This window comes from Vibrio sp. 1159 (assembly GCF_033340395.1).
Lineage (GTDB): Bacteria > Pseudomonadota > Gammaproteobacteria > Enterobacterales > Vibrionaceae > Vibrio > Vibrio alginolyticus.
The window spans coordinates 82,839-97,270 of record NZ_JAWOWL010000015.1 but is presented as its reverse complement, the minus strand read 5'-3'; the positions used below and the strand labels follow the sequence as shown (position 1 = coordinate 97,270).

Sequence of the window (14,432 nt, the reverse complement as noted above, 5' to 3'; positions counted from 1 at the left end):
GTATAACGCCTTGTTAAGGGGTGAGCAACGCAATACGAAAGCCGCCGCATACCACCTTAATCACCAGAACCAACGCATAGTAAAAATGCCACGCGTTGCGAATCCCTCTTGAACAATTTGTTAGGTGAATTATCGCGCACCCAACTCCTTTAGTTCCCTTGCACTTTTTAGAACAGGTTGAAGAGAGTTCTCTAACGCTAAAAACCATTGCGGCTCAGACAACTTACCATCAGAGCCAACTTCTAAGGGAGGTACCCAATCTTTGTGCCGATTAAAAAGATCTGGGATTGAATCACTAACATTCGACAATTGATTTTGGTTAAAGCCATTGCAAATCAGCTCATCTACGTCAAACAAAGCACGCTCGTATATTGAAATTATCTTGGCATCGTTATGGTTTAGTTGAAGGTGAGCAATTAAAAGCGTCAAACGTCCTTTTAAGTCGTTTAGCTGCATCAACCTATCATTATTTGTGTAGTGATATTCCATTAATTCACCTAACGCTTTCTATACGGCGATTTGCCGTTTTTCTGGCAGACTATCGCCTTCTTTCTTATCAAAAGCGCTATCAATCGTAGCACTTATATATATGAAACAAATAGAAAAACAGTATGAATATGTGTGGTAGCTCGCGCAATTAGGCGGCGCACAGCACGCTAATTTCAAAAGTGGTGATACATTAACGGATCTGTATAAATAAACAGGTTAATTTATCATGAAAAGTCAGTTTTTACTTAGTGTAAAAGAGCACATGCTTACTCGTCATTATGCGAATAAAACTATCGAAAGTTATCTATTTTGGATAAAACGCTTTATCACTTTTCACCAGCTTGCACACCCATCAACACTAGCAGAAGATGATGTCATTCAATTTCTGAGTTACTTAGCGGTAGAAGAAAAAGTTGCGGTAAAAACGCAAGCTTTGGCGCTGAACTCAATATCATTTTTATATCGTGATTATTTCAAAACCCCACTATCACTTGATATGAGATTTCAGAAATCCTTGACCGAAAAGAAACTTCCCGTTGTGTTAACCAGGGAGGAGATCCGAAGATTCGTTCAGCATATCGACCCGAGGTATAGACTCCATATTCAGCTGCTTTACGGCTCAGGGCTTCGAGTGATGGAATGTTTACGCTTACGAGTTCAAGACATCGATTATGATTATGGTGCAGTTCGCGTTTGGCAAGGAAAAGGAGGTAAAAATCGTACAGTCACATTAGCCAAAGAACTGCATGAACCACTTAAAGCTCAAGTTAATTTAGCAAGAAACTATTACTTTAAAGATAGACACATGCCTGGTTATGCGGGCGTATACATCTCTGAAGGTTTACGACGTAAATACCCAAAAGCGGAGCTAGATTTTAACTGGCACTTTTTGTTTCCATCAACAAAGTTAAGCGCAGATCGAGATACTGGTGAATTGAGAAGGCATCATATCAATGAAAGCGCAATACAAAGAGCAGTAAAGCGCGCGGCAAGCGACGCAAGCATTGAGAAAACTGTAACTTGCCACACACTAAGACACAGTTTTGCCACGCACTTATTGGAATCTGGCGCAGACATTAGAACTGTTCAGGAACAATTAGGGCATACTGATGTAAAAACCACGCAAATCTACACTGCGATTCATCGTGTCAACTACAAAAGTAAACTTCAATTGGTGAGTTAAAAATAAATCATTAAAAATCAATATATTAAATAAACACCCGTCATGTAAAAGTGCTCATTCTCAATTCTTATATGATCAAAATAAATCCTAAACATTCAAAATTTCATGCTTATTTCGCCCCATCATTGCCCCAAATCTGCCCCATTTTTCGCGCCTAGCAGTCACCTTGAACCTAGTTTCAAACATTGTTATGCCAGCAGCAAGAGGTTACTACACTAAGCGTGTATTGCATTAGTAAGAGTTTGGGCTGTTCTTGATAGAAAGACCGGCATTCCACACAGGAATCAATAACAATTTAGATACACTGACACCAGCTAGCACCCACGCGAACGTCAATGTCAGTTACCTAGCTCAACAGATGGCCAAGGAGTATGGAAAGTGGTTGAAAGAGTCTGATCGGGTTTGGAAGGAATTAAATAAAACTCAAAGCTTACCTAATACTTATATTTAGCTAGCCGCCCTGTATACTAACTATGCAGGGCGGAAAGCAATCAGATTAAAGAGTATCGTCACAGAAATATGGCCTAGCTGGAACTATTGTTGAGATTGCGTGTTTATACACAGTTTGTTTGACAGTATTTTGTAATACGATGACGTTGTCATCAAAGGAACTCACTTGCCCTTGTAACTTAATACCATTAACTAGGTAAATGCTTAACGGTATAGTCTCGGCTTTAAGACACTCCAGAGCTACGTTATCCAATGGAATTTCTTTGTCGCCAGCTAGAGCGTACCCTGACACCAACAATACGCACGGTAATAATAGCCATTTGGTCACAACATTAAACATATATCACCTCACTTTAACAATTTAACAAATTGCCTTGCTCGAAGACCTCGTAATTTTAGATTAGTTATCAGTAAAGTCCTCACGTTTACTCGTGCTACTAAAACTTCATTGAAATGATTCTCATAACTGGACCACTGTTGCAAAATATACATTGAACTTAACTATAACGTTAAGTCGGATGGTTATTTGACAAAAAATTTTGGGCTCTTTTTGAATGAAGTTTTACTTTTTAGGGGACAAATGAGTGGCTATTTAAATTGAATTAAGAATATCACCTCAGCAGGTACTGAATCAGGAAAAGCATTTAGAAAGGAACTACTCCCACCAAGTAACCCCAAGAGCTGGCGGGAGGTTGTTATCGTCTTTAAACATGTCAGCAACGTAGTTGGTAGCTTTAACACTACACTTGGTCTCGTCGTTGTTGATATTAGGCGTTATCGAGGTAATCACCGCAGGCTCTGAATAGCGAGTTGCATCACCAAAGAGCCAAAGCGGGGGCTCTATTTTTCCGGTCAGGTCGGGGATAAAGTCAAGCTGGCCACTGAGCATGACTACTCGGTTACTAACCTTTGTTGCGACAAAAGGGCCATTTCCCGTTCCATCATGGCGGCGAATGGTCATATAGTGAGCCTCACCCTCAGTCCATTCTAAATCCCGATCTACGGTAATTTGAGCAACTAACTCATCGTTGCTGTTGCGGACCACCTGCCAGTCGACGACCTCACCAAACTGGCCAAAGTTCGGCAAGTCATCACACAACTCGGCATAGTCCAAATAGGTACTGTTGAGCGCGTCCATTTCCGTTGTGAACGAGTAATTAATTTTCTCGCCCTTTGACCGTCTCAGCATTCTCATGCCTATGCGCCAAGCTCGCGTTCTTGACGTAACACCCTTGGTTAGCTCCAATTCTCCCCATTTAGTGATCGCGTTCTTATCGCCTAGCCAGCACTTAACGCTGCTGGTTGTCCAGTCGGTCGGGTCCATGTAATACACAATCAACCCCTCGGTTTGATCGGGGTCATACAGTGTTGTGGTGATGTTTAAACCCTCGCCTTTCATCACGTCCGGTGTGTAGACATGACCTGCGCTAGTTTTCTCAAACAGACGCTTAGGCAGAATTTTGCCAATATCGAAACAAAACTCGGCCATCCCTGCTTGCAAGGTGGTTTTCAAAGCAGAGTAGATGGTTCCCTCATCGACAAACCCACCATCGAAATACTCCTCATTTGGTGACCACACGTTGTCGTGCATCCACAGCAGTTCATCCATATCAATGTCGTCGTCCGACCCGCCAGAATTGTGCACGATATAGCGCACTGCAGGGGCAATATCTCTAGTGGCGTACAGCTCTTCTGTCCAGCCTCCCGCCCCATCGGGTACCGGAAGCTTGCGAGTTTGTACTACCTTGATCTTGTTGGTAGCCGACGAAGAAAGATTTGAATCGGAACGAATTGATATAGCCAGTGTGGTGCTGGTCGCGTAGCTGCTCGCCGTGGGCAGTCTACACTTTAAGCGCATCCACTGAAGCTTATCCAAATACTTAGTGTCATCATACGACTTGGTTTTCCTGACCAGCATCACCTCTGGACGTATCGGGCTTGAAAGCGTGATAGGGTGAGTTTGGCCGACTTGGTCGTAGCTTTTATCGGTATAGCTGAACGGGAAAACCTGCCATTCATCGAGCTCTCCTACATCGGCATCACGGACCCAGACCTCCCAATCCACGGTAATATTTTGCAGTCGGCCTTTTTTGTCGTACCACCCCCACCCAGAACTACGCAGCATGTCGATTTCAATGTAATCGGTCGTGTACCCTTCAGGGCATCCAACATAAGGGCCAAGCTGGTAATCTGGTAACGTGTCGCTGGTTACATCCAGTGAGATATCGTTGCTATACGTTCCGCCCAAAAAACCAGTCCAGTCCTCATCCCCAACGCGAATCACCGTCATCTTATAATCAGAATCGGTGGAAACGATCTGGTACAAACCATCATCCGTGCTGGTAGTCGTAATCTTAACCGTTACACTTGGCGCAGGAGTTAGATCGATAACGTCATTACCTTCCAAGTCTTTGAAAGTCAGTTCTGTGTCTGACAGAGGCACAGCCAAATAAGTCGAATCATTTGAGCCTGCGCCAGACAGCTGAATTTCTTGATTGACGCTAAGGACACTAAATCCTTTGCCGATAATCTTATCCGGCAGTGGTTCCCCTGTCGTTTCATCGTTACCGCTGTCGACGATCTCCACAATGTCATCAATCAGAACCGACTGAGATGAAACACCGGTGATGGTAAACGTTGTGCCATCTGCCCAGTTGAGATTTTTGTTTTTCCAGTAGCTCGTCGTCTCATTATCACGATCTCCACCGTAATAAACAGTGCGTGTAATACGCTCCTGAATAAGCACGGTGTCGTCACTCAGAATCAACGCCATGTCAGCATCTTCGGAACCAAAGGAAACCGACGTACTAGGTCCGATAAAATCCAGACCGCTTGAGCTGTCCGTTCCACCGACCTCTTCCGCAGTGTAGATATTGCGATGGGCCTCATGAACCGTGACATCCTCTCCAGGCTCAAAAAACTGCCAGTCCACATCGTCACTCAGGCGACTGATTGGCGTACCAGCAATGCTCAATCCCGTTGAAGATATCTGGTAATGCCCTTCCCCAACATGAAGCATCAGGGCGAGAACCTGCTCATTATTCTCGTTGTAATACTTATAGGGACTGCAAAGGTAACTCGGCACGGACTGGTGACGGCCAAACCATTGAGGCCGGATCCCCATTAATTCAACACTATTCGCCTGAGCGTTGATGTCATAAATGTTTTTACCTTTGGGAACCGTACTGGAGTTTGAGCCAAGCTGGTTCATATTGTTCATCATGAAAAAGCTGTAAGCCGCAGACGCTGCTGAGACCGCAATTGCGATCCAGCCTGCAACAGTGATTTCAATACCTTTAGGCGGAAGCACCACTTCAATTACGTCGCTATCCAACAGAACTTGAGACTGCCATCGAGATGGTGAGAACGAGCTACCGTTAAGCACAGCAGCGAACCTTGGGGCTTTTAGCTTATGACCACTTGGTCCGCAATCCCAGCCAGGGATATGATGATCAAGATAAGCTTTCAATGTTGGTTCATGAATCTGGTTTTCTTCTCGAACCGTAACGTCAGCAGCATCAGGATAAACAATCAGTGTGGCCATCTTAAGCTTTCCATTGATAATACTTGGTAACAGGCGCGAGCATTTCAAACATGCTCCGCCGTTGGATGGTGGTTTTATTGATGCCTTCATAGGCGTGAATAATGCGACGGTCAGGCAGTACCAAACCAACATGCTCCCAACGTCGATTTCTATATTGAGACGCCAAAGCCAGAGGTTGGAACTCACACTCTTGCACGTGATCATGCATGGCCCACGCTGCACGTTGGGTTGTCATGGACTCCTTGTGGCTGATTGCAGGAAACTCAGGCATCAAAACGCCAGTGAATTGGTAATTCAGCCAGCGAACAGAACCATAGCAATCCCACCCCAACAGATCACGACCACCAGGCAAATACGGGACTCGCTCAGCGATACTGAGCAGCCTATCTGTATTCATAGCTAACCTCTTTTAATCGTTATGATATGTTCGCCAGACCAGGCGCGTATTCGACAGTAAACCGTTCTCTCGGCCAAGCGCTATTACTGAGATAGCCTATCCCAGCATTAACGCTACAATTCGTGCGAGATGTCGTTGCTGTAGTGACTTTGAACTTAATCGGTTTTGCTGCAGGTGCCGTTAGATCTGAGGCCATATACTGACGCAGCGTAATAAATACATCTGCACCTGCTTTGCGCGCTGCTTCTATCAGCTCTCTTGCTTCACCAGTTACGTTATCGAGACCAAATTGAAGCTCCATCTCTGCTCCAGTGGCAGACTTTGGAAGGTTCACCGCCAGCCCCGCAGCCTCAAAGGTCACCAAGGTGGTATCTTCGAGGGCAGCGGTAATATCCTCAAACGCCGAAACCAGATAACGAGTTCCAAACGCGGTTGAGGTTAATTGCAGAGTGATCAGCTCGTCGTCGGGTCCAGCACTAGCGTGGTATTGCTTTAGGGCTTGAGACATAGGGAAAATCTCATCTTAAGAATGGACTGGCTCATTACTCATGATTGCCATGGCAATTCACTACGCGCCATCAGGAATCGATGGCGCGGCGAATGCTAGGCAATAGTAGACACAGCATCAGGAACAATGGCGTAGGTAACTTCTATTGTTTTCATAGTAAGAACAATGACGCCAAAAAGTGACCGTAACGACGCAGCTCATAAGCACCAGGGTGATTGTACTGGTTAGAATTACACATACTGTTTGCACTGAGCCCTATACCAGACAATCGCTCATCATCAGTCAGGTAAGCGGTTGAGCAATATGCAGAGCCAGTTTGAATCGCGGCAGCATACAGCAAGTTATTGGTTTTACGCCACGCTTCCACTGAAGCTCTGCCGCCTAGTGCATTAATCCTAGGACAACCCATAATAATAACGTCTGAGCCAATTGCTTTTAGCTGATTAGCAATTTGAATGACATTAGATAGCGTCGCATCATCACCAATTTCGTTCATACCAAACGCAATCACAGTTAAATCAGGCTGACTTGCTAATAAAGCATTTAACCTCGTTGGGTCTAAGCCTTGCTTAGCTCCGGTGCCAGAAGTAGTACCACCAATACCCCAGTTATCATAATTGCAGATCACGCCATATGCGGTTTCAAAGTGCTCTTTTAGCCTCCAGTTCCACCCCTCTTTTACGTGGTCAGAACCTGCACCGTCACCAAAATCAAACGTCTCTATTTTTGAAATTGTGTCAGGCTCATAATCTCTAAAGTACCACAATCGATCACGCTCAATTCCACCTGGTGTGGTGACTGGTGGCTCGTTATTTTGCACAGCGGTGATAGAGTCCCCGTACCCTGCCAGGCGAATGTCGTCACCTCGACGTAGCTTACCCAGAACTTGGGTCAAACTCGACGCATTATGACGCTGAAGTTGAGCTACCTCATCCTCAGTGCCTCGCTGTATCCCCAACTGCCAAAGGTGAACTGGGATTAACTCCAGTTTATCGCCAGCAACATAGACATAATAAAGTGGTAACTTACCGGCGGTTGGTTGCGGTTTATATTCATCGGCATCGCGATCACGATTCGTGCCCTTTACGACCGTCAACTCTCCGCTGATAATGTCGTATTCAACCAGATCATAACGTTCAAAATAGCCGTCGTATGTTACATCAATGGAGTACGTGGCTGTATCAACCAACCCAACCAATTTACCACCTTGATCATAAACGCGAAAATCCACACCTTCCTCTAATGGTGTTCCATCATCCGTTCGAACCGCAGACACATTAGCAATATACTTGTTTTGCAATCTTGGGTTTGGGTTGGTGAACAATCGGCTTCCAGTTGAGTACACCAGATTTACTTGCTCAGTGATGCCCGCCTGATTAAGCGTCGTGTCAAACGTCAACGCTTTCTCAATGTCGACATTCACACCTATTGAACGTAATGATGCTTCTACCGTCAGCGTCAAATCAGACACTTTGGACGTTTCGACATCAACTTGATTGTGAGTGGTGAACAAAATGGATTTGGGCGTTAGGTCCAGAGGAGCGTACCCATCAGCCAATACTCTTATTGCCACCCCTCCATTGCCAGATATTGACCTTAATGCAGGGTAAACTTGAGTTGAATACCACCCTCGATGTATATAATCCGATTCATCAAGATCGAGCGCCGTCATGCCAGTCCCAAGACCTGATCCGTCGGTGTAGAAATGGAACAGGTATGAAAATCCAGCTTCAAAATGCTTTAGTTCATCAACCGGTATGGTTACCCACTGAAAATTATCACTGTTGATTTCAATGTCGGTGGCACTAAATTGCTTGGTTAATACCAATTCATCACCTAAAGCACCTGGTGGTGAGGTGATGGCGCCAACGATTCGCTTGTACACTTTCAGATTAAGCGGTAGTGCAGACACTGCATTTTCCAACACTACTTCAATATTGGTCGCCAAGTGATCATTTTGTGGGTCGTAACCGACCGCCCAGCCTGTAAATGGGTTAGCCGCATTCGCATTCCAACTCCAATTATTAGACACCCATTCACGGCTGTACAATGGGTATTGTTTAGGCTCCATGAACGCCATGATTTTATCAAACTCACCATTATTGAGTTTAAAGGTTCGCTCATTTGTTTTTAGCCAGACACCAGAACCTAAGTTATGCTCGAACCAACCTCCAGAAACACCTGCTTGATAAAACCCTCGATACCTACCTAGATTCGGGTTGTCAAAATCCTCGTGAATACCAAGTGCTGCGCCTACACCCGAACGCTGATCATTAAACCAACCAATAATGCTAATGATATAATCAGTATCCGGTTTGGCCTCAAATGATATTGGTAACGTAAGCAACTCTAGATTTTCCCCTTTAGAGCCGATAAACACGTCATTCTGCACGATTAATGGGTACGTTTCAAAGTTGCCCTCTGTCCAGTTGTCATCCGTCATTTCAAACACTGACACCGTCAGTGTGTCGGTTCGGCTTTCAAAGTCATGAAGCCCGCCATTTCGCCCGTTAGTAAAAAACTCTACGGCTTCAACAAGCGTCGAACTGTTCACTCCTTCAAAACGATGATGAGAGGCCCATCCAGTAAAATCCCCTGCTTTCCAAGTTGTTGAACTATCCGTTCTAGAAAGCGCATTACGACGGTCATTATTTGCGACGGTATACGACAATCCCAATGCATCACTTTGCTTTTCAGATACTGTTTCAATCTTTCCCATCTTTTGGTTCATGCCTTTCGCAATTCGGACTAATGTCCTGGCATACATCACTTCATTACTGAAAGCAGATGTGAACGGCCTGAAATTAGGGTCTGAAATACTATTAAAGAAACCGTGCTCGACCGACATTGATGCTGGCACGTCCACTTCCGTACTATAAGAACGGCAGGCGAAAGAGACTGGCTCACCACTTGAATTTTGGGCCTCTACTAAAATGATGTAATGAAAGCCAGGGACCACAGGGATTTGCTTATTGAATTCTAAGAGATACCAGTCAAAGCTTTGCGAGGCTTCCTGGGGTTTAATGACCGTTTCTGCATGCAGCAATACATCACCAGAAACCGCGTCGGGCGGCGCCGCATCACGACCTGCACTATCAGGACGTTTATATACGCTCACCGCATATTGATACGTCCCACCATTTTGAGCATGTATAAATTCAATCCCACTGATCACATTGGGCTCATCATATTTAGATACGAACCCGAATCCAGAAAGTGGGGTACCTGGCAACCAACTATTGGCATAAACTTCGTTATCAAACCCCCAGATTGGCGCTGACATTTCGGTGTCATACCCATCCTGAATCCATTTTTCAAACGTACGGTTCGCTATGGCTGAGGCTAAGGTCACACTGTCAAAGTTCGCCAACATTTCTTGCCGTGGATCATAAGTGGATTTACCCCATACAGAACCATTCCACCCATAAAGCCCGTTTTTATTTACATCAGTGTCATTCCACACTTCGGCCAATGCATTCATTTCTTGTGTTGTGTCGGCATCCATCTCCGCTTTCGTAGCAAACGATAAGCGACCGTTCATCATGGTTTTCAGTTCAACGTATCTATCGTTCAAATCTTTCTCGATTGACTGAATTAGCTCACCGTTATAAGTGGTGGATTTAGATGCATCCTGACTCAGCTTAACTTTTAGCGCTTCCACCGCTTCTGCAAATGAGGTTAATAAATCTGGAAAATTGGACATTAAGGTAACTCCATCATGGTGGTTTCTAGTTGAGCAATCAGCTCAGCAAAGGTGTTCGGGTAATACATGGCATCCAGCAATTTGCCTTCATCCATTTGTGGCAACGGTTTAATGAGTAATTCGCCTGTGTATTCCCATTTGGAAAGGTTTCGGCTGCTTGGTTTGCGCTTTTCTCTTGGGTCTTTGGTGATTAGCGCTTCCACTTCCTGCATACGTTCAGTTCGTGGAAGCCTAATCTTGATCAGAAACCAGCGGCCTAAAAGCCAGTTTTCGAGCGCACTTTCAAACATCTCGGCCATTGACTCATCAATACGCCAGACAGCTTTCATGGTGCTCGGGCGGTCTTTTAACTGCCTAGCTCTAACTCGGCCAGTGCTGAACTCAGTTGTAATCACACTAGACTGCTGATTGAGGCTATACGCAGACAACAACGGAACCGGCAACATGCTTGGGTAGGTAAATTTAACTGCCATACTGTTGAGTCCTGTATCGAGTTTTCATGACCTGAGCGCTTTGAGACGATGACGATTGCAGAATCTTGGCAACCTTAATGTCTAAGGTAACCAGGTCACCATCGTTAGATTGCTCTACGGTTCCCGCTCGGCTGGCGTCTTCGACCAGGTTCACGACAACATTGGCGGGGCTACTATTTCCAGCCATACGGTTTTGGTAGGCCATGGTTGGGTCGTTCGCAGAAAATCGTTGGCGATAAATCGCCATGGTGGCTTGATACATTTGGTCAATGCGTCGCGCTGACTCGTTGGTGTAAACTCGCTCACCTGCTTTTAGCGTCCAGTTTGATTCACTGCGACCACCGTACATCGGAACTTCTTCAATGCCGTTATGCGCCATGTTTGTCATTTGAGTAGACTTAATCGTATTAACGATACTCGCTGTGCTAGCAATCACAGAACCCATAGCCGGAATGTTGGATGGAAAAGGTAAAGAAGCAGCGTTGGCTATCCCTTGTTGGATTTTGACAATTGACTCTGCAACTGCAAAAGCTTTAGAAGCGGCAAACATGCCCCTATACAACCCAGATTGCTTACCAGAGAACCCTTTTACAAGACCCGCCATATTACCGAAGAGATCTGAGTAATTTTGAAGCTCTACTACCTGTTTTGCACGTCTAGATTTTGCAGCATCCTCTTCAATTTTGTTCAAATTCCGTTGATGCTGTTCCCAAGTAGCTTCTCTAGTCGCAAAGTACTGCTGCTCTAGTTCTTGCTCCAGTGCCTTGTTACCTGCCGCTTTTTCCATTGTGGCGGCAAACTGCTCATCCAAAAGCTTCTGACGGTTAACATATGCTAGAGCTTCTTCAGTTGCTGCTGTTTCTTCACCAGCAGCATTCAAAGCCAAACGTTGCTGCCATCCACTGACAACTTGGTTTATTTCGTTTTCTACACGTTTTTGATGCTTAGCTTTCTCGTTTTCGTAATGTGCATTTTCGCGAGTTGTATATTCCGCTTTGATCGCTTCTAAGCTATCAAAACCACGCTTTTCAATTTCTTGCTCTGAGAGCTTTAGGTTTTCAATGTCTTCTACGCGCTGCTCGTGAGCCAACAAAAGCTTTTCACGCTCATCTGCGTACTGTGTGTCCAATGCTGATAGTCTGGATGCACTTGCTGCTTGCTGTCGTTCTAAATCCTTATCTGTACCTGAACCACTGCCAGTGTCATCGCCGTTGTCGTTACCACTCCCTGAGCCTTTGTAATCGAAGTTGCTTGACCAACGCTTTTGCTGCTCGACCACTTTGTCATTCAGTTCTCTAAGCTCATCACGCTTCATTGCGAGATCACGCTGTAAGTTGAACCATTCATTACGACTTTTACCAAATGGATTAACACTCGGCAGCTTGTTGATATCTACGCCTTCATATTCTTTAAGCTCTTCCTCTAGCTCGATCATTTCACCGAAAATTTCACGGTGTTTTTCACGCATGGTGGTGCCAGAAAACACATTCAACGTTGCTGAGGCGAGACCAAAGGCTTCAATCTGATTCGTGTAATCTCTTACACCTTTCGTCAAACCGTCGACAAAGATATTTACATCATCTAATGCAGGTAGAAGGCTGAATGTCACTTGTCGGGAAAGACCACTAAACGCTTTACCAAGCTTTAGCTCCATGTCACCAATTTGTTGGTCCATTTGCTTGAACTGGCTGATGTCAAACTGAGACATAGCCACGTTCATATCTTGGTAGTGTTGAGTTAACTCATAAAGCTTTTGGCCTTGGTTATCCAGCAGTGGCATTAATGCCGATGCATCATTGGCGATACTTTCCAGATAGAAAATCTGACTTTTCATCGGAACGTTGGCAGCATCCATCGCAGTTTTCACCGCGATGAGTGCTTCTGGACCGGATAGTTGTTGCAGCTTCTCGATAGTGAGGCCGACTTTAGGCGCGATATTCTCCATAAAGTCGGCAAACTCACCGCCTTCGTTCTCGGAGAAATCACCTAGCTTATCGTTCACATCCTTGAGGATGTCCGACATTCTGTCGCCTTCAATATTATATTGCTGAGAGGCATAGGCTAAGGCTTGAATTCGCTCAACTGAGACCTGAGCAACCGTGGCTTGTCGCTCAATTTCTCGAGCTTGTTGGGCGCTTTGACGAACAACGTAAGCACTTGCAGCGACGGTGGCAGTCATTCCGGCAGTAATCATACCTGCGACTTGCAAAGTGCCTCTGCCAAATTCTTTAAAATTGGCTCCTGCGACTTTGAGTTGTCGGTCGAAATTTCCCGTTTCATCGTTAGCTACTTTGGCTTCTTTGGTGTAGCCGCGCAGCATCTTCTTGGCGTAATCCACGTCTTTCTGAAACTTGGCGGTTTCAGTATTGAAGCGAATATTAAAATCAGCAATCTGGGCGCTCAATGCGGAATCCTCCTGCTGATTCGCTCATCGCCATCAGCTCTTCATCGGTATATTCACGGGGTTCTTCGGGCTCGCCAGTGGCGGGTAAGAAATCTCGGAAGGAAATAGGTTCGTCTAACTTAATACCTGCGGCCAAGGAGGTGACATTCCAGTTCGATGCACAACTGACAGCAAACCTCCAGTTGTCCATTTGGTGTGTAAAGCCTTGCTCAGAAAAGTGTTCTTGCCACTCGATAACCGTTTCACTGCTGACTGAGGCAAGCATGGTTCGCCAACATACATGACCAAACTCACGAGCGAGGTCTTGGGCGAACCGCTTTTCAGCCCGAATTAAGCTTTTGGGTCGACGGGTTCCTTATTGTCCTGCTCAGATTTGGTTGCTTCAGTATCTTCTTCTGGTGCTGGTAGCTCCATGCCTGATAGCTTAGCGACCTCATCATGCACATATTTAATCTGCTCTACTGACATCGATGCCATAATGTGTTGGTGACGTTTTTCGATATCATGGATATCAAAGTGCGAACCAAACGCAACCAACCTTGCGCACATAATGAAATTCAAACGATCCCATTGCTTAGCGACTTTGCTCGCCTTAACTAAAAACGCTTCCTTTTCTTCTTGGTTTGCGTCTTCTTTGGGTGCTTCAAGCTGTTCCGGTACAGTTTGGTCTGAACAAAAGTCCATAAAGTCGAATCGGTCTAGGCCAGAAAGCTGACGGATGGTGAGCTCTTGCTCACCAACTTGAATGGTTTTCTCTTTTAGGTATGCCATCGTGCTTATACTCCTGCATTGGCCTGTTCAATCAGTGCGTCTTCAGCCGTGATTGGCTTGCCAACGTTCTTGATTTTTACCGTGCGAGTAATTTTCTCTTTGATAGTGACGGCCTTACCCAAAGAGTTGATGTAACCCGGGTAAATATCTGGTGTACCATTTGGGAACATGATGCGATAAGTACCAACCACATCACTTTCAAAATCGGTAATCAACTGTTGTTGGCCCGTTTCACCTGGCTTCCAAACTAAGGTAATGGTCGTCTCACCTGCCGATTTTTGACCAGGTGTCGTTTTCGCCCAATCCGCTTCTGGATCATCCAGGTAGTTATCTTCTTCATCTTCGCAAGTTAATTCAGCGCCTTGAATTTCGCGAACCCCTGCAAGCTGCGTCCATTTGGTGTCTTGAAAGTAATCATCAACCACGTCGATGGTTTCACCATCATTCAAGCGCCAAAATGTAGTACCAGCGCCTTTTACTGCTTTGGTTGGATCTAATGTTCCTGCCATG

The 14,432-nt window shown here is 45.3% G+C and carries 12 protein-coding genes; 1 reads left to right on the top strand and 11 read right to left on the bottom strand.

Features of this window, described 5'->3' with window-relative positions:
* Nucleotides 1-129: 129 nt before the first annotated feature.
* Nucleotides 130-489: a hypothetical protein gene (locus R7127_RS13685; RefSeq protein ID WP_258626009.1), complete on the bottom strand. Its 360-nt coding sequence runs from the start codon at nt 487-489 to the stop codon at nt 130-132.
* A 226-nt stretch (nt 490-715) separates the two neighbouring features.
* Here R7127_RS13685 and R7127_RS13680 point away from each other — a divergent pair, with 226 nt between their 5' ends.
* Complete coding sequence (locus R7127_RS13680; RefSeq protein ID WP_318148453.1) at nt 716-1,672, top strand: integron integrase; 957 nt, start codon at nt 716-718, stop codon at nt 1,670-1,672.
* A 496-nt stretch (nt 1,673-2,168) separates the two neighbouring features.
* On the opposite strand, the gene hfq is transcribed toward R7127_RS13680, so the two are convergent.
* From hfq to R7127_RS13630, 10 genes are all read right to left on the bottom strand, one after another.
* Nucleotides 2,169-2,462, bottom strand: a complete 294-nt coding sequence (hfq, locus tag R7127_RS13675) for an RNA chaperone Hfq (RefSeq protein WP_318148452.1) — start codon at nt 2,460-2,462, stop codon at nt 2,169-2,171.
* 315 nt (nt 2,463-2,777) lie between these two features.
* Nucleotides 2,778-5,666 carry a host specificity factor TipJ family phage tail protein gene (locus R7127_RS13670; protein WP_318148451.1) on the bottom strand — a complete coding sequence of 963 codons (2,889 nt, stop codon included), beginning with the start codon at nt 5,664-5,666 and terminating at the stop codon, nt 2,778-2,780.
* 1 nt (nt 5,667) lies between these two features.
* Nucleotides 5,668-6,063: a hypothetical protein gene (locus tag R7127_RS13665; RefSeq protein ID WP_318148450.1), complete on the bottom strand. Its 396-nt coding sequence runs from the start codon at nt 6,061-6,063 to the stop codon at nt 5,668-5,670.
* A 19-nt stretch (nt 6,064-6,082) separates the two neighbouring features.
* Nucleotides 6,083-6,571 (bottom strand): DUF1833 family protein, encoded by a 489-nt coding sequence (locus R7127_RS13660; protein WP_318148449.1) that lies wholly within the window; start codon nt 6,569-6,571, stop codon nt 6,083-6,085.
* Between the two features lie 151 nt (nt 6,572-6,722).
* The gene (locus tag R7127_RS13655) at nt 6,723-10,274 is read right to left on the bottom strand and encodes an SGNH/GDSL hydrolase family protein (RefSeq protein WP_318148448.1); all 3,552 of its coding nucleotides are present in this window, start codon (nt 10,272-10,274) and stop codon (nt 6,723-6,725) included.
* Complete coding sequence (locus tag R7127_RS13650) at nt 10,274-10,747, bottom strand: hypothetical protein (protein WP_318148447.1); 474 nt, start codon at nt 10,745-10,747, stop codon at nt 10,274-10,276. The genes R7127_RS13655 and R7127_RS13650 overlap by 1 nt, the downstream gene beginning before the upstream one ends.
* The gene (locus tag R7127_RS13645; RefSeq protein ID WP_318148446.1) at nt 10,737-13,151 is read right to left on the bottom strand and encodes a hypothetical protein; all 2,415 of its coding nucleotides are present in this window, start codon (nt 13,149-13,151) and stop codon (nt 10,737-10,739) included. The genes R7127_RS13650 and R7127_RS13645 overlap by 11 nt, the downstream gene beginning before the upstream one ends.
* The gene (locus R7127_RS13640) at nt 13,132-13,416 is read right to left on the bottom strand and encodes a phage tail protein (RefSeq protein WP_318148445.1); all 285 of its coding nucleotides are present in this window, start codon (nt 13,414-13,416) and stop codon (nt 13,132-13,134) included. The genes R7127_RS13645 and R7127_RS13640 overlap by 20 nt, the downstream gene beginning before the upstream one ends.
* Nucleotides 13,417-13,481: 65 nt before the next feature.
* Complete coding sequence (locus R7127_RS13635; protein WP_318148444.1) at nt 13,482-13,922, bottom strand: phage minor tail protein domain-containing protein; 441 nt, start codon at nt 13,920-13,922, stop codon at nt 13,482-13,484.
* 5 nt (nt 13,923-13,927) lie between these two features.
* On the bottom strand, nt 13,928-14,431 hold the full coding sequence (locus R7127_RS13630) for a phage tail tube protein (protein ID WP_318148443.1): 504 nt from the start codon (nt 14,429-14,431) through the stop codon (nt 13,928-13,930).
* Nucleotide 14,432: the final 1 nt, after the last annotated feature.

Coding starts and splice junctions, on each gene's coding strand:
- R7127_RS13660 (WP_318148449.1), bottom strand. CDS start 6,571: ATGTCTCAAGCCCTAAAGCAATACCACGCTAGTGCTGGACCCGACGAC.
- R7127_RS13640 (WP_318148445.1), bottom strand. CDS start 13,416: ATGCTTGCCTCAGTCAGCAGTGAAACGGTTATCGAGTGGCAAGAACAC.
- R7127_RS13630 (WP_318148443.1), bottom strand. CDS start 14,431: ATGGCAGGAACATTAGATCCAACCAAAGCAGTAAAAGGCGCTGGTACT.
- R7127_RS13670 (WP_318148451.1), bottom strand. CDS start 5,666: ATGGCCACACTGATTGTTTATCCTGATGCTGCTGACGTTACGGTTCGA.
- R7127_RS13655 (WP_318148448.1), bottom strand. CDS start 10,274: ATGTCCAATTTTCCAGATTTATTAACCTCATTTGCAGAAGCGGTGGAA.
- R7127_RS13680 (WP_318148453.1), top strand. CDS start 716: ATGAAAAGTCAGTTTTTACTTAGTGTAAAAGAGCACATGCTTACTCGT.
- R7127_RS13650 (WP_318148447.1), bottom strand. CDS start 10,747: ATGGCAGTTAAATTTACCTACCCAAGCATGTTGCCGGTTCCGTTGTTG.
- R7127_RS13685 (WP_258626009.1), bottom strand. CDS start 489: ATGGAATATCACTACACAAATAATGATAGGTTGATGCAGCTAAACGAC.
- hfq (WP_318148452.1), bottom strand. CDS start 2,462: ATGTTTAATGTTGTGACCAAATGGCTATTATTACCGTGCGTATTGTTG.
- R7127_RS13665 (WP_318148450.1), bottom strand. CDS start 6,063: ATGAATACAGATAGGCTGCTCAGTATCGCTGAGCGAGTCCCGTATTTG.
- R7127_RS13635 (WP_318148444.1), bottom strand. CDS start 13,922: ATGGCATACCTAAAAGAGAAAACCATTCAAGTTGGTGAGCAAGAGCTC.